Source organism: Anaerorudis cellulosivorans (assembly GCF_025943985.1).
GTDB classification, from domain to species: Bacteria; Bacteroidota; Bacteroidia; order Bacteroidales; family Dysgonomonadaceae; genus Anaerorudis; species Anaerorudis cellulosivorans.
In genome coordinates this window covers 66,829-91,695 of sequence record NZ_JAPCWE010000010.1, presented here as the reverse complement: position 1 = coordinate 91,695, position 24,867 = coordinate 66,829, and the positions used below count along the sequence as shown (strand labels likewise).

Here is a 24,867-nt window from a genome sequence, read left to right as displayed (position 1 = left end):
AATTTTCAATTTATAACCGGAAAAAATAATTCCTTTCTCGCAAATTTAGCCCGTTTTTGTTGCAAATTGCAGAAATTAATAAGTCAAATTTTCTTTACCAAAGAAATCTCGGCAAAATTACTACTTTTTAATTGCAAAAGCATAAAAGATCCATTAAAAGAAATAATTCAAAAAAGCCTGCTTGAAACAAGCACTTTTGAACTACTTAACCAATAAATCCACAAGAAATCATTACCTTTGCACTTCAAAATCAAAAAGGTAATGTTTAAAGAAATTTTCCTTACTATCATTCATCTGATTGCTTCGCCTCAACGTGCATGGAAGGTCATTAAAATGGAAGATGAGAATCAGCAGGACTTTTTAAACAAATTCCTTCATCCTGTTTTCGGTATTATTGCACTGACTTCATTTATCGGTGGGCTCTGGTTCACACGAGATGGAAATGTTGAACTGGCATTAAAAACCACAATAGTCAATATTATTACGCTCTATGGAGGATATCTTGTTACTGCACATATAGTAAACGAAATTTCATTCCGATATGATCTTCAAAAACAACTCTTCACGTTCCGCCGTTTTATAGGATATTCATCAGTTGTAATATACAGTTTATACATCATTATGCCGTTCTTTTCGGATTTTTTTATCCTATGGCTTCTTTCAGTCTATACGGCATATATTGTATATATCGGAGCAGGCGTTTTCTTCGAAATAGCGGAAAACAAAAAGAAAAAATTTACTATTGCTTCTACCATTTTGATATTGTTCATCCCATTGATTATTAATGCAATAATGAATTTTCTTATTAAGTAACGACAATGAAACAGGCAACTGTCAACATAAAAAACAAACGTGCCACCTTCGATTACGAACTGGTCGAAACATATACTGCCGGAATTGTCCTGACAGGAACGGAAATCAAATCGATACGTCAAGGTAAAGCCAGTCTCGCAGACACCTATTGCATATTTGAAAAAGGAGAACTTTGGGTACGAAACATGTATATTGCCGAATATTTTTACGGCACATATAATAACCATAATGTGCGACGCGACCGTAAACTGTTGCTCAACAAAAATGAACTGCGTAAACTTATGCGGTATACAAAAGAACCCGGATTCACCATCATTCCTACCCGATTATTCATTAACGAAAAAGGGTTGGCAAAGCTCAACATTGCCGTGGCAAGAGGTAAAAAACAGTACGACAAACGTCAGTCTATCAAAGAAAAAGAAGACAAACGTTCCATGGAACGTGCATTTAAAAAATACTAATTGTTTTTCTTTTGAAACGGGTAATAAAACAACATCCTAATTAAACCGGTAAGTAAGCATAAAAATATGAATTTCTATAAAGAGGCCGTTCTCCCAAGTTTAAAAAAATCGGGACACACTTCCATCTGGCTGCTTAAAATCATCCTTCCCATATCTCTGGTTGTCAGATTCCTGGATTACTACGGTATCCTTGCTTATATTGCCGATTTACTTAATCCTGCATTTGTTTATCTGGGATTACCGGGAAGTACGGCCATCATTTTTATCACCAGCATTTTTCTTCCTCTGTATGCGCCGTTAGCGATTATTACCTCCATGTCGCTTACACTTCGCGAATTAACCATTCTTGCCCTGATGTGTCAAATTTCGCACAACCTCCCCGTAGAATGTGCCATTCAGGCCAAAACCGGCACATCATTCTGGTCAATGGTTACCTTGCGGATTTTCATGAGCATTATGGTCGCCGTTATCCTCAACCTTATTTTACCCCAAGACATGGGTATGCCCATATTTGCCCAAAGCAATGCTGTAGCGATGAATTCCATTGGCGATGTCCTTATTCTCTGGTTGAAAAGTTCGTTGCAAATCGCCTTGCTCATCCTTGTGATTGTCAGTTCACTGAATATTTTGTATAAAATTCTCGATGAATATCATCTGATCGAAAAACTAACAAAAATAATCGCACCCGTATTGAAATTTTTCGGTTTGCCGACCAACACCGGTTTTCTCTGGCTTATCGGGTACATTGTAGGTCTGTCTTACGGGGGAGCACTGATGATGGAACAAATGAATGAAGGAAAAGTAACAAAATCCGATGCCGGATTGTTAAACTATCACCTGGCCCTTTCGCATTCTATTATTGAAGATAATTTACTATTCGTAGCACTGGGTGTATCTATCTGGTGGATTCTGGGTGTACGCTTCACTGCTGCTGCAATCGTGGTATGGCTGAGAAGATTACATCTCCGATTAAAAGTCAAATGGCTATACCCGACTGTAAACCTGAAAATTGAAGAACAAAGATAAGATGAATTTCAACGAAATATTGCAATCGCGTATCCTTATTCTCGATGGAGCGATGGGAACAATGATTCAGCGTTACAAGCTGACCGAAGCTGATTTTCGGGGCGAACGGTTCGAGAATTCCCCCGTGTTGCTCAAAGGGAACAACGATCTACTCTCGCTCACCAAACCCAACGTAATTGAGAAAATCCATCGCGCCTATCTCCAAGCAGGATCCGATATTATCGAAACCAATACGTTTAACGCCAATGCCATTTCCATGCAGGATTACAAAATGGAAGGTCTGGTAAGGGAAATGAACCTCGCTTCGGCACGACTGGCACGCAAAATTGCCGATGAGTTTTCAAAAAAAACACCCGACAAACCCCGCTTTGTTGCCGGTTCCGTGGGACCGACCAACAAAACTTCCTCCATGAGTCCTGATGTGGAAAACCCGATGTATCGGGGCGTAACCTTCGACCAAATGAAAGCAGCCTACAAAGAGCAGATGGAAGCTTTAATAGAAGGCGGCGTGGATATGCTTTTCATCGAAACCATCTTCGACACACTCAATGCCAAAGCTGCAATTTTTGCAGCAAAAGAAATAGCAGAAGAAACGGGAAAAGAAATGCCACTGGTAATTTCGGTTTCCCTGTCCGACAAAGCCGGTCGTACCTTATCCGGGCAAACTCTTGAAGCTTTCATTACGTCGGTAAGTCATGCCGAACCATTGGCCCTCGGACTGAATTGCTCTTTCGGTCCGGAAGAAATGTTTCCATACCTGAAAGAGGTAGCTCGCATCTCTCCTTTTTTTGTTGTTGCTTTTCCTAATGCGGGATTGCCTAACCAATTAGGCGAATACGATGAAACTCCCGAAAAAATGGCTGCCTCCGTCAAAAAATTTATAGACGAAGGTCTGGTAAATATCGTAGGAGGATGTTGCGGAACCACGCCCGCCCACATCGCCCAATATGTCGATCTCGCAAAAAACAAAACATCCCATCGACCGTCACCCCGACCCCGACACCTTTATCTTTCGGGGCTCGAAGAATTTGTGGTTTCGCCCGAAACAAATTTTGTCGTCATCGGCGAGCGGTGCAATGTGGCCGGATCACGCAAGTTCCTACGATTGATTCGCGAAAAAAATTATGAGGAAGCCCTCAACATCGCTCGTAAGCAAGTGGATGACGGTGCACAGATACTCGATATCAATATGGACGATGCTTTGCTCGACAGTCAACAGGAAATGACGAATTTTCTCAACCTGATGGCATCGGACCCCGATGTGGCAAAGGTTCCACTGATGATCGACTCATCGAAATGGGAAGTACTTGAGGCCGGTTTGAAATGTACGCAAGGCAAATCCATCGTGAATTCCATTTCTTTAAAAAACGGAGAAGAAGAATTTTTGAAGACGGCAAAAAAAATACAGGCCTATGGAGCAGCAGCTGTAATAATGGCTTTTGACGAAAAAGGCCAAGCCGACAGTTTTGAACGTCGCATCGAAATTTGTGAACGAGCATATCGTCTGCTTACCTACAATGGTTTTAAACCGGAAGATATCATCTTCGACCCTAACGTGCTGGCTATTGCCACCGGCATGGAAGAGCATCGCAACTATGCTGGCGATTTCATCGAAACCGTAAAATGGATCAAAGCCAACCTGCCTTATGCCAAAGTCAGCGGCGGAGTGAGCAACCTTTCTTTTGCTTTCCGAGGCAACGACTACATCCGTGAAGTCATGCATTCCGTTTTCCTCTATCATGCCATTAAAGCGGGCTTGGATATGGGAATCGTAAATCCTGCACAATCGGTTATCTATGAAGAAATACCGGAAGAGGTGAAAACGTTGGTAGAAGATGTTGTGCTCAATCGCCGTGATGATGCAGTGGAACGGCTGATGGAATTAGCCGAAAGATTAAAAAGGGAGAAAACATCCGAAACCGAAACCATTAAAACCGAAGCATGGCGCAATCTCCCGGTGGAGGAGCGGCTGATACATGCCTTGGTGAAAGGTATCGATACTTACCTGGAAGAAGACCTTGCTGAAGCCTTAAGCCATTACCCACGCGCCATCGATATCATCGACAAACCTTTAATGGCAGGCATGAATAAAGTGGGCGACTTGTTCGGGGAAGGGAAAATGTTTCTTCCGCAGGTGGTAAAAGCCGCCCGCACAATGAAAAAAGCAGTATCCATTCTTCAACCTACCATCGAGGCTGAAAAAGCGGCCGGAGCATCTCAAAAAGCGGGAAAAATACTCCTGGCTACGGTTAAGGGCGACGTTCACGACATCGGCAAGAATATTGTTTCTATCATCCTTTCGTGCAACAATTACGAAATAATTGATCTTGGGGTAATGGTTCCACCCGAAAAAATCATCGAAGCCGTCCGTAACGAGCAACCCGACATCGTTGGTCTAAGCGGCCTTATTACACCATCGCTTGAAGAAATGAGCATCGTAGCCGAAGAAATGGGAAAAGCCGGTTTTCATATCCCGCTACTTATTGGCGGAGCTACCACATCAAAACTGCATACTGCACTCAAAATTGCTCCGAAATACGAAAACGGAGCCGTTATCTACGTCAAAGATGCTTCGCAAAGTCCGTCAACAGTAGCCCGTTTATTAAGCCCTATAACTAAAAACGACTATATCGAAAAAATTCGCAATGAATACTCGGTGCTTCGAAAAGACTACTCCGATAGAAAAACAGAGCTTGTTCCTCTGAAAGAAGCCCGTAAAAATGCATTCCGCATCGATTGGGATAATTTTACGCCCTATGTTCCTAAAATAGTAGGAAGAATGGCATTACCCGTAATAAAAATAGAGGATATTATTCCCTATATCGATTGGAAATTTTTCTTTCACAGTTGGAAGTTGTCAGCAAAATTTGCAAGCATCACCAACATCGGTATGTGTGGTCACTGCCGTGCTCAATGGTTGGCAACATTTAAGAACGAAGATATCCAAAAAGCCCAAGAAGCTTCTCGTCTCTATGACGATGCGATGGATTTGCTTCACAAATTTATCGATCTGGATGCCGAATATGTTAAGGCCGTATTCGGTTTATACGAAGCCTTTAGCGAAAACGATACGGTCTTTATCAATGAAAAAGCTTTTCCTTTCTTGCGCCAACAAAGAAAAAACGATAAAAATGAGTATCTTTGTCTTAGTGATTTTATTGCACCGCGATCCTCGGGCAAGAAGGATTATGCCGGTATTTTCGCTGTCACGGCAGGAGCAGGAACTGAATACCTGTTGCAAAAATATCAAAAGGAAGGAGATGAATACACGGTATTACTCATGAAATCGGTACTCGATCGCCTTGCAGAAGCCGCTACAGAATGGTTGCACGAAAAAGTGAGAAAAGAATATTGGGGCTATGCACCCCATGAAAAACTAACCATTCCCGAATTGTTTTCGGTGAAATATCAGGGCATTCGTCCGGCAGTGGGCTATCCCTCCATTCCCGACCAATCGATAAATTTCTTGCTGCACGATATGCTCTGCTCCAACGAAATAGGTGTCACGCTGACAGAAAACGGAGTGATGTATCCCAACGCATCGGTTAGTGGATTTTTCTTCGCACATCCGCAATCCCGATATTTTGCAGTAGGTCCTGTTTCGGATGAACAACTCGAAGATTATGCTCGGCGCAGAGGAATGACTAAGAATGAAATACGTAAATTTTTATTGGCAAATTTAGAATAAAAAAGATGAGAAGTTTTGGAAGCGACAACAATTCGGGTATACATCCACGCATTTTGCAAGCCATAAAAGAAGCTAATGTCGATCATGCTATCGGATATGGTGATGACGAGTGGACACGCAAAGCCGAAGAAGAAATAAAAAAACTACTTAAAAAAGAAGACGTCAAACCGTTGTTCGTTTTTAACGGAACCGGAGCCAATGTGGTTGCGCTACAGGCTTGCACGTTACCTTTTCATAGCATTCTTTGTCCCTCTACCGCTCATATTGCGGTGGATGAGTGTGGCGCTCCTGTTAAATCCACCGGAGCTTCGCTGAAAGAAATTGCCACACCCGATGGCAAACTTACACCCGAATTAGTTCAACCCTTGCTGCACGGTTTTGGGTTCGAACACCATTCCCAACCTAAAGTGATTGCTATTTCACAAACCACTGAACTCGGAACGGCCTATACGCCGAAAGAAATTAAGGCATTGGCTGATTTGGCTCATCGATACGGAATGTATCTTTTTATGGATGGCACCCGCCTGTCAAATGCCTGTGCCTACCTCGATCTTTCGTTAAAAGAAATGACCATCGATTGCGGCGTTGATATTTTCACCATTGGCGGTACAAAAAACGGCTTAATGATGGGTGAAGTCGTTGTTCCTCTGCGAAAAGAACTCGCCGAAAATCTCCACTATTATCGTAAACAAACTACCCAGCTTTATTCCAAAATGCGGTTTATTTCCGCTCAGTTTATTTCCTATTTCAATGAGAACATCTGGCTGGAAAATGCACGGAAGTCAAATGCTGCTGCCCAACGATTAGCCAACGAAATGAGCAAAATCAAAGACGTGCAAATCACACAGAAAGTGCAATCGAACAGCGTTTTCTTTATTCTTCCCAAATCCATTACCGATAAATTGCGCGAACGCTACTTTTTCTACGATTGGGATGAAACCCGCAATGAGATGCGTTTGGTTTGCTCTTGGGATACGACCGAAAACGATATTTTAAGTTTTATCGATTATTTAAAACAAATAGCAGAAAAAACCGATTCCTGTGTGTAATACATGAACTAATTGATAATCAAAACCTGCAACAAAACAATCGATAACCAACAACTAACAATCAACAACTGTATAATTAACAATCTCAAAATTATGTTTGACTTTTTAGACCTATATCCGTGGCTGCTACCCCTCATGATTTTTTTCGGCCGCATTATCGATGTAACCCTGGGAACAATGCGCATCATTTTCGTTTCGAAAGGTGCAAAATTAAAAGCTCCTATTATTGGATTTTTCGAAGTATTTATCTGGGTTGTCGTCATTTCACAAATTCTTGTTCGTGCTAACGATCTTGTATCCTATTTGTCGTATGCAGCAGGTTATGCAACCGGCAACTATGTCGGAATTTTATTGGAACAGCGAATAGCATATGGCGTCATTCTATGTCGGATTTACACCGGTAAAAACGGAACCAACTTAGTAAAACTTTTGAAAGAGATGGGATACGGAGCAACGATGATACCTGCCAAAGGATCGGTTGCTGAAGTGGATATTGTAGAAACTGTGGTAGAACGAAAAGAAATGAAAAACCTCGAAAAAGCCTTGGGCGAATTCGACCCCAATCTGTTCTACATAGTGGAAGATTTACGAACAAAACAGAATGGCATTTTCAGTAAACGGGAAAATATTCTCCGTCGGTGGCGTCAGGGAAAATAAAGTTAACTAAAAATGGTGATTACCAGTCTGCGGCTCCCGCCATAATTGCGAAATTCGCAAAAATAGATACCTTGCCACGTTCCAAGATTAAGCCGATGATTGGTAATGGGAATGGTAATTTCTGCACCAATCAGGGATGATTTCAAGTGAGCGGAAATGTCGTCACTACCTTCGTAAGTATGGATATAAAGTGGATCGTTTTCGGGAACCAGTTTATTTAGAAATGTTTCGAAATCGGTACGTACCGAAGGGTCTGCATTTTCATTTAACGTAATGCCTGCAGAAGTATGTTTTACCAAAATATGAAGCAACCCCTTCTGAGGAAGAGGAGGTAAATGTTGCTCGATTAGAGAGGTTATCAAATGGCAACCTCTTCGAAAAGATGGTAAAGCTACTTCGAACTGCTCAATCATCCGTTACTATTCATTTAAAAACTTGTGATGTTTTCTTTCTCATTGCTCTGTTTCGCCGAAGCTCTACGTTGCAATGAGAAAGACATCAAAACACCAACCGATTTATTCATCAACTTCCGAAACACCGGAAACTTGTTCTTTATCTCCGGAAGCAGAGAAATCGACCTCGGCCATACGTTTGTAGGTACGATAACGCCACATGGCATTCTCTTTAGCCGCTTCAAAAAGTTTCTTGGCTTCTGCAGGGAACGTCTTTTCCAACGAAGTATAACGAACTTCACGGTGAAGGAAATCATCAAACTTGCTCCAGTCGGGTTCTTTACTGTCAAGTATAAACGGATTCTTTCCTTCTGCCTCAAGCTGAGGATTATATCGCCACAAATGCCAATATCCGCATTCTACCGCAGCTTTTTCTTCGGCTTGAGAATATCCCATTCCACCTTTCAAACCATGACTGATGCAAGGCGAATAGGCTATGATAAGCGATGGTCCGTTATACGCTTCAGCTTCTTTCACCACCTTAAGAAAATGACTTTTATTGGCTCCCATAGCTACCTGAGCAACGTAAACATAACCATAAGTGGCTGCAATCATGCCTAAATCTTTCTTGCGTACGCGTTTGCCCGCCGCGGCAAATTTTGCCACTGCAGCAAGGGGTGTCGATTTGGAGGATTGCCCCCCTGTATTGGAATATACTTCAGTATCCAGCACAAGGATATTGATATCCTGCCCCATGGCCAATACATGATCGAGCCCGCCGAAACCAATGTCGTATGCCCAACCGTCACCTCCGAATGCCCAAATAGAGCGTTTGATGAGATAACGTTCCAGCGAAAGAATCTCGGCTGCAACAGAACTTGCATTCTTTTTTAACAACGGTATCAATTTGGCTGTGATCTCTTTCGATTTGTCGCCGTCGTTCTTATTGTCGATCCATTCCCGGAACAACGTTTTTTCCTCATCCGAAAAATCGTTGGTTTCAATACCCTTTGTCATCAGGTGTTCGATACGGTTACGCATGACCGAATTTGCCAAAACAAAACCAAATCCAAACTCTGCATTGTCTTCAAACAACGAGTTTGCCCATGTAGGTCCTCTTCCATCATCATTAACGGTATAAGGGGTTGATGGGGCAGATGCTCCATAAATGGAAGAACAACCCGTTGCATTCGCTATCATCATCCGATCGCCATACAACTGAGTGATCAGCTTAATATAAGGAGTCTCGCCGCAACCTGCACATGCACCCGAAAATTCGAACAAAGGTTGTGCAAATTGCGAATTCTTCACATTGAGCTTCACATCAACCAAATGCGCCTTGTTGGTCACCTTTTTCATCATATAATCCCAATTCTTCTGGTTTTCGTATTGGGTGGTGATGGGTTCCATCGTGAGCGCTTTCTGACCTTTTTTACCCGGACAAATATCGGCACAATTGCCGCACCCCAAACAGTCGAGCACATCTACCTGAATGCGGAAACCCATTCCGGCAAATTGTCTGCCTTGCGCTTTCAATATTTCTACATTCTCGCCCAATCCTTTCTGCTCGTTTTCATCGAGTACAAAAGGACGGATGGTTGCATGAGGACACACATAGGCACATTCATTACACTGGATACAGTTTTCGGGATTCCATTGCGGAACAAAAACAGCCACCCCACGTTTTTCGTAAGCAGCCGTACCCGGTTCCCAACTCCCGTCTTCACGACCTTTGAATACCGACACCGGTAAATCATAGCCGCGTTGGGCATTCATGGGACGAACAATTTTCCGAATAAACTCAGGGGCATCATCTTGAGTCTCCTCGACAACTTCAATAGTAGCCCATTCGGCAGGAATTTCCACTTTTTCCACTTCACCGCCTCTATCTACCGCAGCAAAGTTCATTTTCACGATATCCTCTCCCTTTCTTCCGTATGTTTTCACGATGAATTTTTTCATCTGATCAATAGCCAGATCATAGGGAATGACATTGGATATCTTGAAAAATGCCGATTGAAGAATAGTATTGGTGCGATTGCCCAAACCAATTTCATCGGCAATCTTAGTGGCATTGATAATGTAAAAGTTAATGTGTTTTTGAGCAAAATACTTTTTAATATGATCCGGGAGATGATTGCCAACCTCCTCCTTACTCCACAACGAATTCAGCAAGAATGTTCCTCCTTCTTTCAATCCCCGGGTTACATCATAAAGAGTAAGGTAAGCGGGAACATGACACGCCACAAAATTGGGCGTATTTACCAGATAAGTAGAACGGATGGGCTTATCCCCAAAACGCAGGTGAGAGCTGGTAAACCCTCCCGATTTTTTGGAATCGTAAGCGAAATAAGCCTGAACATATTTATTGGTATTCTCACCGATAATCTTAATGGTATTCTTATTTGCACCTACTGTTCCATCCGATCCGATTCCGTAAAATTTTGCTTCGTAAATGGTTTCATCCATCGATACTTCTTCTTTCACAGGAAGGGATTTGAATGTCACATCATCCACAATCCCGATGGTAAAATCGTTTTTCGGCATTTTCATCGCTAAATTTTCGAATACCGAAAGGATCTGTCCCGGCGTGGTATCTTTTGACGAAAGTCCATAAATACCTCCCACAATTTCCGGAGCATCTTCTTTTCCGTAGAAACAATCCTTCACGTCCATATAGAGCGGCTGACCCAACGCTCCCGGTTCCTTGGTACGATCGAGCACGGCAATGCGTTTTGCAGTTTTTGGTATAGCCGACAGAAAGGCTTCAGCTTTGAAAGGACGATACAGATGAACAGCAACGACACCCACTTTTTCGCCTTTGGCACGGAGGTGATCCACTACTTCTCGAATGGTCTCTGTAACAGAACCCATAGCAATGATCACCCTATCGGCTTCGGGATCGCCGTAATAATCAAATAATCCGTATTTACGACCGGTTACTTCAGCCAATTTACCCAAATATTTCTCTACAATATCGGGTACAGCCTCATAAAACGGATTGGCTGCCTCGCGCGTCTGAAAATAAATATCGTCATTTTGAGCCGTACCGCGGATAACCGGAGCATCCGGTCCCATAGCCCGTTTACGGAAAGCATCCAAGGCTTCGTAATTGATCAACGGTGCCAAATCATCGTTGGTTAAGGCTTCGATTTTCTGTATCTCATGAGATGTTCTGAAACCATCGAAAAAATGGACGAAAGGAATGCGGCTTTCAATGGCAGCCAAATGAGCCACGGCTGCCAAATCCATCACTTCCTGCACCGAGCCGGTAGCAAAAAGGGCAAAACCGGTAGATCTTGCAGCCATCACATCCTGATGATCGCCAAAAATAGACAAAGCCTGAGCAGCAATGGCGCGTGCCGATACATGAAATACGCCGGGTAACAATTCCCCTGCTATCTTATACATGTTGGGTATCATCAACAACAGTCCCTGAGATGCAGTAAATGTGCTTGTCAACACGCCTGACTGCAATGATCCGTGAACTGCTCCGGCAGCCCCTGCTTCCGATTGCATTTCCTGCACCAAAACAGGTTGTCCGAAAATGTTTTTCCGTCCTGCAGCAGCCCATTCATCCACATACTCAGCCATTGTTGACGAAGGCGTGATAGGATATATCGCAGCCACTTCGCTAAACATGTATGCGATGTGCGCTGCCGCCTGATTTCCATCACAAGTCAAATAGTTTTTTTCTTTAGCCATAATAGGATAATCGTATTTTTAAATGTTAATTTGAATGCCCGATATTTTAATCGAATTAAAATAGCTACCAAAAAGCTATACGAAAGTATTACAAAAATATGAAAGTACAAACAAATCTTTCAATTTTATATTTTGAATATACTCTCTCACAGTTTTCAACAAGCGGATAACTAATGAATTGTTTGGTAAACCAAAACAAAAGGATATGTATTTTCAACTTGTTAAATTATAATAAAAAATAATCATTTTATTTTATATGACGTTATAAAAAAGTATGCGAATAAAAAACAAGCTGTAAAACATGAAAATAATAATTATAGCAAACAGGCTTCCTGTAAAAATCGAAAAAAAGAACGATAGGCTTTCCATAACCCAAAGCGAAGGTGGTCTCTCAACCGGAATGGGATCATTGGAATTGAACATAGAAAAGCATTGGATCGGATGGCCGGGAATATATACCGATAATGAAGAAGAAAAAGAAAAAATCACAGAAAGATTAAAAAAATTCAACTATCACCCTGTTTTCCTGTCAGCCGAACAAATCGAAAATTATTATGAAGGATACAGCAACAGCATTATCTGGCCACTATGCCACTATTTCTATTCTTTTGTTCAATACAAAACCAAATTTTGGGAGACATACCAAAAGGTAAATATGCAGTTTTGTGAAACAGCACTTCCTTTTATCGAAGATGACGACCTCGTCTGGGTACACGATTATCATCTGATGCTGCTTCCCAAAATGATCCGTGATCACCGACCAATGGTTAGTATCGGCTATTTTCATCATATCCCATTTCCTCCATATGAACTTTTTCGCGTGCTACCCGAAAGAGAAGAGTTGCTCAACGGATTGTTGGGTGCCGATCTTATCGGATTTCACATCCACGATTACATGCGTCATTTTCTCAGCGCCATTTATCGTGTACTCGATCTCAACTGCCAACTTGACGAAATTCATCTCGAAGACCGGATTGTTCATGTAGATGCTTTCCCTATGGGAATAAACTACGAACGATATCATAATGCACCCTCTCAGCCGGCTGTAAAAAAGAAAATAAACAATTTCAAAAAAAAATTGAAAAATCAATCCATTATTCTTTCGGTCGACCGTTTGGATTATAGCAAAGGTATTCTTCACCGGCTGAATGGTTTTGCCCTATTTCTGAAGAATCATCCGGAATATCACGAAAAGGTATCCCTGATGATGATTGTAGTACCTTCAAGGAGTACGGTAAATAAATATGCAGACCTGAAAACCGAAATCGACCAGTTGATCGGAGAGATCAATGGGCTTTATTCCAAACCGGGCTGGACGCCGGTTCACTATTTTTACCGAAGTTTTGCTTTTAGAGAACTTGTAGCTTTGTACAGCCTTGCCGAGATTGCCTTGGTAACCCCGTTGCGTGACGGAATGAATTTGGTGTCTAAAGAGTATCTTGCCACAAAAAGCGAAGAAAATACGGGGGTCCTCATTTTAAGCGAAATGGCCGGTGCTGCAACCGAACTTTCCGATGCCATCATTATCAATCCAAATAATCCGAAAGAAATTGAAATGGCTATCCTTCAAGCACTTTCCATGAGTGAAGAAGAAAAAAAAGAACGCTTGAAAAAGATGCAAAAACGCATTTCAAAACAAACCGTTAAAAAATGGGCAAATGATTTTATCGACGAAATACAATATATTAAACTACAAAACCGAGAAATATTAATCAAAATAATCGAAAAAGAACAGTTCGACCAAATCAAAAACAGATATGACCACGCTTCATCGCGCTTATTATTGCTCGATTATGACGGAACACTGGTTCCTTTTACAAAAAATCCCGAAGAAGCTGTTCCTTCACCTCAACTAATCGATTTGCTGAACCGCTTAAAAGAAGACAAAAAAAATACAGTTGTTATTAACAGCGGACGAAATTACCAAATTCTAGATCAATGGTTTAAAGACATAGATGTCGATCTTACAGCAGAACATGGGGCTTTTTATCGAGAAAACGGAGTATGGCACGAAAATTATAAAAAGATAGAAAAATGGGATGAGAGAATCATGAACATTCTTCTTCATGCCATAGAAAAAACTCCACGTTCTTCACTCGAAATTAAAAATACATCGCTAGTGTGGCATTATCGCAAAGTGGATGCATGGTTGGCGGAACTTCGTGAAAAACAACTCATGAATGCATTAATTGAGCCTTGCTCAAGATTGAATTTGCAAATTGTTCCCGGGAACAAAATCCTGGAAATAAAACCGGCCACATTCAATAAGGGAACAGAAGTAAAACGCCGTCTTTCACAAAAAAATTACGATTTTATTATGGCTATAGGTGATGATACCACCGACGAAGATATGTTTCGTGCACTTCCTCCGGATGGCATCAGCATTAAAGTGGGTAGCTTTTCACCTACCGCCAAATATAGAATACCCTTGCAATCAAAAGTCCTTCCTTTTTTGAAAAAACTTATTTCATAACCAATTAAAATGCACCTGTTTATGAATTGGACCCAACAAATTTTCGAACATTATCCCAACCTCCGCTATGCCTTTTTGCTATTGGCGTTCGCAGTTATTTTCGTTGTACTTGTTTTGATCTACAATTCTATTTCGAGAAAAATTCAACGTAAAGCACAAAAAAGCCGGAGCCCCATCGATGATTTCATCATCCGTTTATTCAAGTTACCTGCCATATGGCTTATTTTTTCCATACTGCTTTCTATTTTTAGTTCCTATTTGAAAGACGATGCCGATTTTTTCGGAACCCTGCAAAAAATCAGTCACATATTGCTCATTCTTACCATAGGATGGTTATTAATTCAAACCGTTAGAGCCGGTTTTCGTTATTTCCGCAATAAACTCAATTTAGAGGATCCCAATAATCTGGAAGCCCGAAAAAAACTCACTCAACTGAGTATGATCGAAAAAATCACCCTGATTACCATTACTGTCATTTTTGTAGCCATTGCCTTAATGTCTATCGAATCGCTACGCAGCATCGGTGTCAGCGTATTAACGTCGGCAGGTGTTATTGGAATCATTGTCGGACTTGCGGCACAACGAAGTGTGGGACAAGTGCTCTCCGGTGTACAAATCGCATTCACCCAACCCATCCGGCTGGATGATGTAGTGATAGTGGAAGGAGAATGGGGCCGCATCGAGGAAATCAACATCACCTATGTGGTAGTAAAAATATGGGATGAAAGACGATTAATCGTTCCCATCGATTATTTCCTGCAAAAACCGATTCAAAACTGGACACGAAACCATTCCAACATTATGGGAACTGTGTTTTTATATGTAGCATACGATCTTCCCATTGATCCTCTTCGCGAAAAACTGAAAACCATCGTGGAAGGAAATCCCAATTGGGACGGACGTGTACAAAACATTCAGGTTACCGGCAGCAAAGAATGGTATAAAGAAATACGCATATTGGTGAGCAGTTCCGATTCATCCAAAAACTGGGATTTACGCGTAGAGATCAGAGAAAAAATGATCGATTTCATCAATGAAAAGTTTCCGGGGTCTTTTGCAAAATTGGATATCAAATCTATTCCACAGGAAAAAATCGTTACGGACGAATAAATTTAGATAGAACCTGTTCTTCGGAAAAGAGCGTGGCCGCATTGATAAAGGCAAGATGAGAATAGGCCTGCGGAAAATTGCCCAACAAACGTTTGGTCTCAAAATCGAAATCTTCACTATAGAGACCTACATGATTGGCATATGAAGCAATCGATTCAAACATCCGTTTTGCTTCTTCTTTTTCTCCAATTGCATACAAGGCTTGAATGAGCCAAAAATTACAAACGGTAAATGAAGAGGATGGCACACCAAAATCATCTGCTGTTTTGTACCTGTACATTAACCCTTTATATAAAAGATTCTCTTTGATTGCTTTTACGGTTTTTACATAACGTTTATCCTCTGCATCGATAAAACCGTAAAATTCCATCAGTAAAAGAGAAGAATCGAAATCCGTATTTTCATAGGCCTGTGAGAAACTTTGCATATCTTCTTTCCATCCCTTTTCAAAAATATCGGCTTTGATTTTATCGGCTTCCTTCTTCCAAACCTCAACATAATTTTGTTTATGCAATAAATCGGCAATGGATGAAGCTCTATCCAACGCTACCCAACTCATCACTTTTGAAAAAACGAAGTTAAGTTTTTTGGAACGAAACTCCCAGATGCTATGATCGGGTAAATGCCAAGAATTCATCACAATACGGGCAATATGCCGCACAATTTCCCACATTTCTTCAATTTCATCGAGTGTACCCGGAAAATACAGGTAATATTTGTAAATGACATCGAGCAAATACCCCGGTGAATCGTTTTGTACCTGCGTATAAGCAGCATTACCGACACGTACCGGATACGAATTTTTGTAGCCTGAAAGATGAGGAAGAATTTTTTCCGTCAATTCGCGTTCACCACGAATTCCGTACATGATCTGGAAAGTATCGTCCCGCGAGCGCAAAAGACTTTTTACAAAACCAATAAATCGCTCCGCCACATTCTTGTGCCCCATATACACCAGCGTACTGATCGACATGGAAGCATCTCTAAGCCAACAAAAACGATAATCCCAGTTGCGGCTTTCGCCGATCGCTTCGGGTAAGCTTGTAGTCAGTGCGGCGATCATCGCTCCCGACAACTGATACGACATTAATTTGATAACCAACAGACTACGTTTAATCATGCCATCAAATTGGAGGTATTTTCGAGAACGATTGATCCAATTGAGCCAATAAACTTTTGTACGTTCGTAATCGAGATGTATGCGCTCTAAGTCGATAGGAATAAGTTTTTGAGTATACGAAAACAAAAAAAATTCATCCTTCGTAAGCACAAATTCTTCTCCGTTTACTATCGTTTCATAATCGACGCTGCTGTAAAGATAAACCTCATTCTTTTCGTTAATCACCGAAGTGGTTTTAATATAGTTTTCACCTATTTCGTGACAAACTTCTTCTGCTGCATAATTCATTTTCGGACTATACTGTACACGTAATTTGGGGTTACCTCTTAATAACCGAATATAACGATGGATTTCGGGCGGAAGATAATATTTATGCACAACAGTACGGTAACGAGGCATATAATCCAACACAACAAAAGCCCCTTCCTCCGATTCATACAAAGTGGCCAAAATATTGGTATTAGCCACATATTGCTGCGTAACGGTATATCCGGCTGAAACAAGAAAAGCAAAATTACCGCCTTTTTTCTCGTCCAGCAACTTGCAAAATACAGATGGCGAATCGAAATCGGGCAAACAAAACCAGTCGATACTCCCTTCTTTGGAAACTAACGCAGCCGTGCGACAGTTTCCTATAACTCCATAATCTAAATTATCCATTCTAATCTCCGTAATGTCATTACAAATGTACATGAAAATCGAGGTAATTCCAAACTGTCTTGTCCGTACCTTCTCCGTACCAAGTCCGCTCCTTCCTCGCTCCATTCTTGTATCAGGTTTGCGTCATCCTCGCAAAAAGTACGTTCAGACTTCTCTCCCGGATCCCGCTCTACATGCAGCAAATACGCAGGTTTGCTTTACACTAACCTCACCGAATCCGATGTTATCGTTCCTGCTTTGAAGCGAAGGAATAGCGAAGAAGGAGCGAAGGAGAAGCGATAAAAAGGTCGGCAAAATCCATCTTTCGAACAAAGACTTCGTTAAACCGAATCCTCCGAAAAAAACACCCTTCCACTTTATTTACCTCCCTTTCCGGTAATGAACCAAAACCTTATTAAATTGTTAAACCACAAGAAGAAATAACATCAAAAAAACAAACAACATGGCTCAACATTCGATTAAAACAAAGTGGAGAAAAAATAATATTTTCGATACCGACATAGATGGGCATACCATTACCGTCGATTTGGCTAAAGAAGCCGGTGGTGACGATGCAGGACCACGGCCTAAAAAATTGGTATTGGTAGCTGCTGCCGGATGCACCGGCATGGATGTGGTTTCGATTTTAAGAAAAATGCGCATCGAATTGAAGGGTTTCAATATTCAAATCGAAGCCGAAATGAGCGAGGAACATCCCAAACAATACATCTCGATGAAGGTAATTTACGAATTTGAAGGAAATGATCTTCCCCGGGAAAAACTCGAAAAAGCAGTCAGTCTTTCGTTCGAAAACTATTGCGGTGTGATGGCTATGTACAAAAAAGCCATCCCAATAACCTATGAAATCAGGATTAAAGAATAAGAACTCGTAAAAGTTTCTTTCAAAGCGTGGTAAAAAAACCGCATAATTTTGTTACTTTTGCAGATAGTTTCTCTGCTTATATTTCATTAATAAACCATTTACATTTTTAAAACATATAGACTATGCAAACAATGGATTCTTTTAATTTTGCCGGCAAAAAGGCGTTTGTCCGCGTGGATTTCAATGTGCCGCTCGATGAGAATTTCAACATTACCGACGATACACGCATCCGTGCAGCCATACCGACATTAAAAAAAATACTTCAAGACGGAGGAAGTGTAATTATCGGTTCGCATCTTGGACGTCCAAAAGGACCCGACAATAAATACTCGTTAAAACACATTCTTCCCCGTCTTTCCGAACTGCTAGGCGTAGATGTTGAATTTGCCGGTGATTGTGTAGGCGAAGAGGCCGCCATAAAAGCTGCAGCATTAAGACCGGGACAAGTATTATTGCTCGAGAATCTCCGATTCTATGCCGAAGAAGAGGGCAAACCGCGCAATTTGCCTGAAAATGCCACAGAAGAAGAAATAGCCGCTGCCAAAAAAGCAATAAAAGAGGCACAAAAAGAATTTGCCAAAAAACTGGCATCGTATGCTGACGTATATGTCAACGACGCATTCGGCACAGCTCACCGCGCTCACGCTTCCACTGCATTGATTGCCGATTATTTCGATGCCGACCACAAATTATTTGGTTACCTCATGCAAAATGAAATCAATGCTGTTGAAAAAGTCATGAACGAAACACAGCATCCCTTTACTGCTATCATGGGTGGATCAAAAGTTTCCACAAAAATCGATATCATTACCAATTTACTCGAAAAAGTGGACAACCTCATTCTTGCAGGAGGAATGACTTATACCTTTGTCAAAGCTTTTGGCGGCAAAATCGGCAATTCTATTGTTGAAGATGATAAACTCGATTTGGCTCGCGAAATCACAGATCTAGCCAAACAAAAAGGGGTGAATCTTATTCTGGCTACCGACGCCAAAATAGCCGACAAATTCAGCAACGATGCCAACACCGCCTTTGCTCCGGTAAATAATATACCTGATGGATGGCAAGGGCTCGACATCGGTCCCGAGTCGGAAAAAGCATTTGCCGAAGTCATCAAAAATTCCAGAACCATTCTTTGGAACGGGCCTGTCGGAGTTTTCGAATTCGATAATTTCGATCATGGTTCACGCGCTGTTGCCGAAGCTATTGTTGAAGCCACCGAAAAAGGCGCTTTCTCTCTCATCGGAGGAGGAGACACAGTGGCTTGTGTCAATAAATTCGGCCTCGCCGACAAGTTCTCCTATGTTTCCACCGGCGGCGGTGCATTGCTCGAAATGATCGAGGGCAAAGTCCTTCCGGGAATTAAAGCGATCAGAGGATATTGATACAGGATATGCTCTTTCGGAAGAATGGGCTTCCCAAAATAATAGCTTACCAAGACAAACCATATGGACAATTGCGTTCCATATGGTTTTTTGGTTTATTTTTCCTATTTCCGCCGTTTTTTTGTAATTTTGAGCACTTTTTCAAAAAGGCTGAAATTTATTATTCACATGATGACGTTAATTCGTCCCGGTGAATATTGCTAAATACAATCAATCGCATGAATATTTCATACAACTGGCTTAAAGATTATCTGCAATTCGATTTGTCACCCCGTGAAACCGCCGATGCGCTCACTTCAATCGGTCTCGAAACAGGAAGCGTTGACATATTTCAATCTGTTAAAGGCGGATTGGAAGGGTTGGTTATCGGTGAAGTACTGACCTGTATCCCTCATCCCAATTCCGATCATTTACATCTCACAACCGTAAACATTGGAAACGGCGAACCGCTAAAAATCGTTTGCGGAGCGCCCAATGTGGCTGCAGGACAAAAAGTGGTAGTTGCCACAATCGGGACCAAACTTTATATGGGAGAAGAAGAAATCACCATTAAACGATCCAAAATCCGCGGTGAAGAGTCATTCGGAATGATTTGTGCTGAAGATGAAATCGGCATCGGAACATCACACGATGGAATTATCGTACTACCCCCCGATGCAAAAGTCGGTATTCCCGCAAAAGAATATTATAACGTAGAAACCGATTATGTGCTCGAAGTGGATATTACACCCAATCGATCGGATGCTGCTTCCCATTATGGGGTGGCACGCGATCTGGCTGCCTACTTAAAACAAGCCGGGAAACCGTATAAACTTACAAAACCTTCGGTTGACGAATTCAAAATCGATAAAAAAGAAGGAGGGATAGACGTCATTGTAGAAAATACGGAAGCCTGCCCCCGCTACTCGGGTTTAACAATCCGCGGTGTAGAAGTTAAAGAAAGCCCCAATTGGCTGAAAAACAGACTGGAGGCTATCGGACTTCGTCCAATCAACAATATTGTTGACATCACCAATTATATTTTATATGAAACAGGACAACCCATGCACGCTTTTGATGCCGCATACATCACCGGCAACAAAATCATTGTACGCACCCTCCCCGATAAAACAAAATTTATCGCCCTCGATGGACAAGAATATGAATTGAGCGACAAAGACCTGATGATTTGTAATGAAGAAGAGGGAATGTGCATTGCCGGCGTTTTCGGCGGTTTAAAATCGGGAGTCACAGAAAATACAAAAGATATTTTTTTGGAATCTGCCTATTTTAATCCCACATGGATACGTAAAACAGCTCGACGTCATGGATTAAATACCGATTCTTCTTTCCGGTTTGAACGGGGCACTGACCCTAATAATACGGTCTATGCACTTATGCGCGCTGCTTTGTTGGTAAAACAGCTTGCCGGAGGAGAAATAGAAGGTGAAATCCGCGACATATATCCTCATCACGTCGAAAAGCCTCGGGTGATTTTAAGATACGAAAAAGCGGACTCTCTTATTGGGAAAAAAATTCCGGAAGAAACGATCAAAAGCATTCTCGAAAGCCTTGAAATAGAAATAGAACAGGAAACGGCAAGTGAATTAACACTGCGCATACCCACGTACCGTGTGGATGTACTTCGCGAAGTGGATGTGATAGAAGATATTTTGCGTATCTATGGTTACGATAATATTGGATTTAGCAGCTCGCTAAAATCAAATCTTTCCTTTCAAACGGCTGTCGACCGCAAACACAAGATACAAACATTGATTTCGGATCAGCTCACAGCTGTGGGTTTTTATGAGATTATGAACAATTCACTCACAAAAAAAACCTATTACGAAAACACCGAAACCTTTCCTGCAAGCCGGTGCGTTACCATTATTAATCCACTAAGCAATGATCTCAGCGTAATGCGTCAAACCCTTCTTTTTGGCGGCTTGGAAAGTATTGCTTACAATCGTAACCGCAAACACAACGATTTACGCTTTTATGAATTCGGAAACTGCTATTTCTTTGATCCGAAAAAGAAAAATGAAAACGATCTTCTAGCACCTTATGCCGAAGAGACCCATTTGGGAATGTGGATTTGCGGCAAACGCACCCACAAAAATTGGGCTGCACCTGATGCCGAAAGCTCGGTTTTCGAACTAAAAGCTCATATAGAAAATATCCTGAAAAGACTGGGAATAGCCGATGAAATTATTCATGAGCCCTTCCAAAATGATATTTTTGCCACAGGAATGAACATGCGCAAGAAGGGGAAAAGGATTGGCAGCTGGGGAATTGTATCAACAAAAATGCGGAAAATATTCGACATCGATACGGATGTTTTTTTTGCCGAAATAAATATGGATACCTTATTGAAAGAAACAAAAAATCTGGTTGTCCGTTTTTCCGAAATAACCCGCTTCCCGGCTGTGAGCCGTGATATGGCATTGCTTGTGGATAAAAAGGTTACCTTTGCACAAATCGAGCAGGTAGCGCGCAAATCCGAAAAAAAACTGCTGAGTAAAGTTTCCCTTTTCGATGTATATGAAGGAAACAATCTCCCCGAAGGCACAAAATCGTATGCCATAAATTTTGTGCTGCAAGACAAGGAAAAAACGCTTACCGACCAACAAATTGATGCCATTATGCAAAAAATAAGAATGGATCTTGAAAAAGAGTTGAATGCCGTTTTACGTTAGCACCCTTGATTTGTGATAAACAGGTTAGATATAAATTATTGAAAAAAGAAAATTCAAAAATCCAATAAATAACACCACATGAAATACCTTTCCCAATAGGGAAATTTAGCAATTGAAAACTGAAAACTGAAAGAGTATGGGAAGAGCATTTGAATATCGTAAAGAAAGAAAACTGAGACGCTGGGGCAACATGGCTCGCGTATTTACCAAACTGGGAAAAGAAATCACGATTGCGGCAAAATCAGGAGGGCCCGATCCCGATACAAATCCCCGTCTGCGGGTTTTGATCCAACAAGCCAAAAAAGAGAATATGCCGAAAGATAACATCGAACGGGCAATAAAAAGGGCTTCGGAAAAAGACGCTTCCGATTACAAGGAGATGGTTTATGAAGGATATGGTCCTTACGGCGTGGCTATTCTCATTGAAACGGCTACCGACAATCCTACACGCACAGTAGCCAATATCCGGAGCTATTTCAATAAACACGGCGGTTCATTAGGTACATCAGGCAGTGTTGAATTTCTTTTCGACCGTAAATGCATTTTCAGAATTGCACCCAAAGAAGGGATTTCCCTGGAAGACCTTGAACTGGAACTTATCGATTATGGGGTAGATGAAGTGGAAGTAAATGAAAATGAAATTGTTCTTTATGGCGAATTTAAATCATATGCCGACATTCAATCTTATCTTGAAAATAATGGTTTTGAAATTCAATCAGCTGAATTTGAACGTTTCCCAAAAGAAACCAAATCATTAAATCCGGAACAACGCGCACAAATCGAGAAACTACTCGAAAAATTTGAAGATGACGATGATGTTCAAAACGTTTTCCATAATATGGAAGAAGTTGAGGAGCAGGAAGAGGGAAACTAGGGAATCGACACATTCATCAATTTGTGAATAATGAACATCGGATTCGACGCCAAGAGAGCATACCACAATGCAAGAGGACTTGGTAATTACAGCCGGGATACGGTACGCATCCTTTCCGAATATTATCCTGAGAATCGATATGTGTTATTCAATCCAAAACAGGTAAACACCTCTTTGTTGCCCTTGCAGAAAAACATGAATGAAATTCTTCCGGAAGGATGGTTTTGGAATACCTTCCCTTCTCTTTGGAGAAGCAAAGGAATTTGCAGTCAGATAAAAAAAGAAAAAATCGATATTTATCACGGACTCAGCCAAGAGTTGCCTATCGGAATAGAAAAGACAAATGTTAAATCAGTAGTCACGGTTCATGATGCTATTTTTCTTCGATACCCCGAATTTTATTCTGCTTCCTATCGCCATATTTTCACAAAGAAAAACCAATATGCTTGCAAAGTTGCCGATAAAATCATTGCGATAAGTAACCAAACAAAAAATGACTTTATCGAATTTTTTGGAATAGAGGAAAACAAAATAACCGTTATTTACCAAGGGTGCAATTTCATTTTCAGAAAGCCTGTTTCAGAATCTGAAAAAGAAAAAGTTAGACAAAAATATAGTTTACCCTCCCATTTTTTACTCAATGTCGGAGCTATCGAAGAACGTAAAAATGCAGCGCTTATTGTTGAAGCCATGCATTGCAGTCATCTTTCCATCCCCCTCGTCATTATTGGAAATCCAACCGATTATAAACAAAAAATCATTGAAACAGCACGGCGATATCACCTTTCTTCTCAGGTATTTTTCCTTCATAATGTCCAAACAAATGATCTTCCGGCAATATATTCCCAAGCAGAAATTTTTATTTATCCTTCTCTCTTTGAAGGCTTTGGTATCCCTGTCTTGGAAGCTTTATGTTGCAAAGTACCTGTAATAACCTCTAAAGGTAACTGCTTAGAAGAAGCAGGAGGTTCGTCTTCCCTGTATATTGATCCTCACAACGCCGAGGAATTAGGAGCCGCTATAGAAAGAGTTTTATCCGATGCTGATTTCAAAAAACAAATGATTTCGTCGGGTTATGCTCATGCCGAGAATTTCACTGACGATAAAATAGCACATCAACTTATGACTGCTTATCGATCACTTATTTAAAAGCACACATTAAATTATTCCATGTTTTCACAAAATATAAACGAGGCAAAAAACGCATTTTATCCGATACACTATCCAATTCTTTTATTATTTTTATATTCTCGGACAATCCTTTAGAACGTTGTACATGGGATAATCCTTTTTTATCGTAGACAGTTATCGGCATATCAATTTTTCGAAAAGATACACCATCACGAATTAATTGCTTGAAAAATTTAAAATCGGATGATAACGCATATTTTTCATCGAAATGATATTTTTCAAGCAAAGATAAACGTGTAAAAACAGCTTGATGACAAAACGGCATTCGATGAATATTTTTTATATTTGAAGGAGAATCTTTCATTATTAATCTTCCCCCCTTTTCAACTAATATGTTACCATAAAGCACATCAATATTTGAATCTAAGTATGTACTGATATTTGTTAAAACTTTATTGTCTGCAAAAAGGTCTCCTGCATTCATGAAAATTACCCATTCACCGGAAACAAGATCAATAGCCTTATTCATGGCATTGTATATTCCTTGATCTGGTTCTGAAACTATCACATCAATTTGCCGACAATACGATTGAATGATAGTTTTTGTTTCATCGGTGGAACCGCCATCAATAATAACATATTCCTTTTCTATAAAATTTTGAGAAATTACGCTCTGAATTGTTTTTTCTATTAAACTTTGAGCATTAAAACATACAGTAACAACCGATATAAATTTCTTTTTCAAGAGAATCAAATTAACAAATAAACAAAGAAGAGGAAATATAT

Annotated in this window: 17 protein-coding genes; 13 read left to right on the top strand and 4 right to left on the bottom strand. The window is 40.9% G+C overall.

Annotated elements, in window-relative coordinates; translation table 11 throughout:
* Positions 1–261 precede the first annotated feature (261 nt).
* The 6 genes from OLM34_RS07175 (at position 262) to OLM34_RS07150 (ending at position 7,694) form a co-directional block, all read left to right on the top strand.
* Positions 262–813: a YIP1 family protein gene (locus OLM34_RS07175; protein WP_264406242.1), complete on the top strand. Its 552-nt coding sequence runs from the start codon at positions 262–264 to the stop codon at positions 811–813.
* A gap of 5 nt (positions 814–818) precedes the next feature.
* Positions 819–1,274: an SsrA-binding protein SmpB gene (gene smpB, locus OLM34_RS07170; protein WP_264406240.1), complete on the top strand. Its 456-nt coding sequence runs from the start codon at positions 819–821 to the stop codon at positions 1,272–1,274.
* 66 nt (positions 1,275–1,340) lie between these two features.
* Positions 1,341–2,300, top strand: a complete 960-nt coding sequence (locus OLM34_RS07165; protein WP_264406238.1) for a nucleoside recognition domain-containing protein — start codon at positions 1,341–1,343, stop codon at positions 2,298–2,300.
* A 1-nt stretch (position 2,301) separates the two neighbouring features.
* Positions 2,302–5,988, top strand: coding sequence for a methionine synthase (metH, locus tag OLM34_RS07160; RefSeq protein WP_264406237.1), 3,687 nt, complete (start codon positions 2,302–2,304; stop codon positions 5,986–5,988).
* 5 nt (positions 5,989–5,993) lie between these two features.
* Positions 5,994–7,037, top strand: coding sequence for a threonine aldolase family protein (locus tag OLM34_RS07155; RefSeq protein ID WP_264406236.1), 1,044 nt, complete (start codon positions 5,994–5,996; stop codon positions 7,035–7,037).
* A 93-nt stretch (positions 7,038–7,130) separates the two neighbouring features.
* Complete coding sequence (locus OLM34_RS07150; protein ID WP_264406234.1) at positions 7,131–7,694, top strand: DUF2179 domain-containing protein; 564 nt, start codon at positions 7,131–7,133, stop codon at positions 7,692–7,694.
* Positions 7,695–7,696: 2 nt separating this feature from the next.
* Here the strand turns inward: OLM34_RS07150 and OLM34_RS07145 are convergent, their stop codons facing one another.
* Positions 7,697–8,107 (bottom strand): secondary thiamine-phosphate synthase enzyme YjbQ, encoded by a 411-nt coding sequence (locus tag OLM34_RS07145; RefSeq protein ID WP_264406232.1) that lies wholly within the window; start codon positions 8,105–8,107, stop codon positions 7,697–7,699.
* 102 nt (positions 8,108–8,209) lie between these two features.
* A complete protein-coding gene (gene nifJ, locus OLM34_RS07140; RefSeq protein WP_264406230.1) occupies positions 8,210–11,791 on the bottom strand; it encodes a pyruvate:ferredoxin (flavodoxin) oxidoreductase in 3,582 nt (1,193 codons plus the stop codon).
* 301 nt (positions 11,792–12,092) lie between these two features.
* On the opposite strand from nifJ, the gene OLM34_RS07135 reads away from it, so the two are divergent.
* Both OLM34_RS07135 and OLM34_RS07130 read left to right on the top strand, forming a co-directional pair.
* On the top strand, positions 12,093–14,264 hold the full coding sequence (locus tag OLM34_RS07135) for a bifunctional alpha,alpha-trehalose-phosphate synthase (UDP-forming)/trehalose-phosphatase (RefSeq protein ID WP_264406229.1): 2,172 nt from the start codon (positions 12,093–12,095) through the stop codon (positions 14,262–14,264).
* Between the two features lie 21 nt (positions 14,265–14,285).
* Entirely contained in the window at positions 14,286–15,374 is a 1,089-nt protein-coding gene (locus OLM34_RS07130) for a mechanosensitive ion channel family protein (RefSeq protein ID WP_264406227.1), read from the top strand.
* Here the strand turns inward: OLM34_RS07130 and OLM34_RS07125 are convergent.
* Complete coding sequence (locus tag OLM34_RS07125) at positions 15,361–17,154, bottom strand: glycoside hydrolase family 15 protein (RefSeq protein ID WP_264406226.1); 1,794 nt, start codon at positions 17,152–17,154, stop codon at positions 15,361–15,363. The two genes, OLM34_RS07130 and OLM34_RS07125, sit on opposite strands and share 14 nt — an antisense overlap.
* 442 nt (positions 17,155–17,596) lie before the next feature.
* On the opposite strand from OLM34_RS07125, the gene OLM34_RS07120 reads away from it, so the two are divergent.
* From OLM34_RS07120 to OLM34_RS07100, 5 genes are all read left to right on the top strand, one after another.
* The gene (locus OLM34_RS07120; protein ID WP_264406225.1) at positions 17,597–18,016 is read left to right on the top strand and encodes an OsmC family protein; all 420 of its coding nucleotides are present in this window, start codon (positions 17,597–17,599) and stop codon (positions 18,014–18,016) included.
* A 122-nt stretch (positions 18,017–18,138) separates the two neighbouring features.
* The gene (locus OLM34_RS07115) at positions 18,139–19,401 is read left to right on the top strand and encodes a phosphoglycerate kinase (RefSeq protein ID WP_264406224.1); all 1,263 of its coding nucleotides are present in this window, start codon (positions 18,139–18,141) and stop codon (positions 19,399–19,401) included.
* 218 nt (positions 19,402–19,619) lie between these two features.
* The gene (gene pheT / locus OLM34_RS07110; protein ID WP_264406223.1) at positions 19,620–22,076 is read left to right on the top strand and encodes a phenylalanine--tRNA ligase subunit beta; all 2,457 of its coding nucleotides are present in this window, start codon (positions 19,620–19,622) and stop codon (positions 22,074–22,076) included.
* A 136-nt stretch (positions 22,077–22,212) separates the two neighbouring features.
* Positions 22,213–22,950, top strand: a complete 738-nt coding sequence (locus tag OLM34_RS07105; protein WP_264406221.1) for a YebC/PmpR family DNA-binding transcriptional regulator — start codon at positions 22,213–22,215, stop codon at positions 22,948–22,950.
* 30 nt (positions 22,951–22,980) lie between these two features.
* Positions 22,981–24,099 carry a glycosyltransferase family 4 protein gene (locus tag OLM34_RS07100; protein WP_264406220.1) on the top strand — a complete coding sequence of 373 codons (1,119 nt, stop codon included), beginning with the start codon at positions 22,981–22,983 and terminating at the stop codon, positions 24,097–24,099.
* On the opposite strand, the gene OLM34_RS07095 is transcribed toward OLM34_RS07100, so the two are convergent.
* Positions 24,092–24,826 (bottom strand): glycosyltransferase family 2 protein, encoded by a 735-nt coding sequence (locus tag OLM34_RS07095; RefSeq protein ID WP_264406218.1) that lies wholly within the window; start codon positions 24,824–24,826, stop codon positions 24,092–24,094. The two genes, OLM34_RS07100 and OLM34_RS07095, sit on opposite strands and share 8 nt — an antisense overlap.
* Positions 24,827–24,867: the final 41 nt, after the last annotated feature.

Coding starts and splice junctions, on each gene's coding strand:
- OLM34_RS07175 (WP_264406242.1), top strand. CDS start 262: ATGTTTAAAGAAATTTTCCTTACTATCATTCATCTGATTGCTTCGCCT.
- smpB (WP_264406240.1), top strand. CDS start 819: ATGAAACAGGCAACTGTCAACATAAAAAACAAACGTGCCACCTTCGAT.
- OLM34_RS07165 (WP_264406238.1), top strand. CDS start 1,341: ATGAATTTCTATAAAGAGGCCGTTCTCCCAAGTTTAAAAAAATCGGGA.
- metH (WP_264406237.1), top strand. CDS start 2,302: ATGAATTTCAACGAAATATTGCAATCGCGTATCCTTATTCTCGATGGA.
- OLM34_RS07155 (WP_264406236.1), top strand. CDS start 5,994: ATGAGAAGTTTTGGAAGCGACAACAATTCGGGTATACATCCACGCATT.
- OLM34_RS07150 (WP_264406234.1), top strand. CDS start 7,131: ATGTTTGACTTTTTAGACCTATATCCGTGGCTGCTACCCCTCATGATT.
- OLM34_RS07145 (WP_264406232.1), bottom strand. CDS start 8,107: ATGATTGAGCAGTTCGAAGTAGCTTTACCATCTTTTCGAAGAGGTTGC.
- nifJ (WP_264406230.1), bottom strand. CDS start 11,791: ATGGCTAAAGAAAAAAACTATTTGACTTGTGATGGAAATCAGGCGGCA.
- OLM34_RS07135 (WP_264406229.1), top strand. CDS start 12,093: ATGAAAATAATAATTATAGCAAACAGGCTTCCTGTAAAAATCGAAAAA.
- OLM34_RS07130 (WP_264406227.1), top strand. CDS start 14,286: ATGAATTGGACCCAACAAATTTTCGAACATTATCCCAACCTCCGCTAT.
- OLM34_RS07125 (WP_264406226.1), bottom strand. CDS start 17,154: ATGGATAATTTAGATTATGGAGTTATAGGAAACTGTCGCACGGCTGCG.
- OLM34_RS07120 (WP_264406225.1), top strand. CDS start 17,597: ATGGCTCAACATTCGATTAAAACAAAGTGGAGAAAAAATAATATTTTC.
- OLM34_RS07115 (WP_264406224.1), top strand. CDS start 18,139: ATGCAAACAATGGATTCTTTTAATTTTGCCGGCAAAAAGGCGTTTGTC.
- pheT (WP_264406223.1), top strand. CDS start 19,620: ATGAATATTTCATACAACTGGCTTAAAGATTATCTGCAATTCGATTTG.
- OLM34_RS07105 (WP_264406221.1), top strand. CDS start 22,213: ATGGGAAGAGCATTTGAATATCGTAAAGAAAGAAAACTGAGACGCTGG.
- OLM34_RS07100 (WP_264406220.1), top strand. CDS start 22,981: ATGAACATCGGATTCGACGCCAAGAGAGCATACCACAATGCAAGAGGA.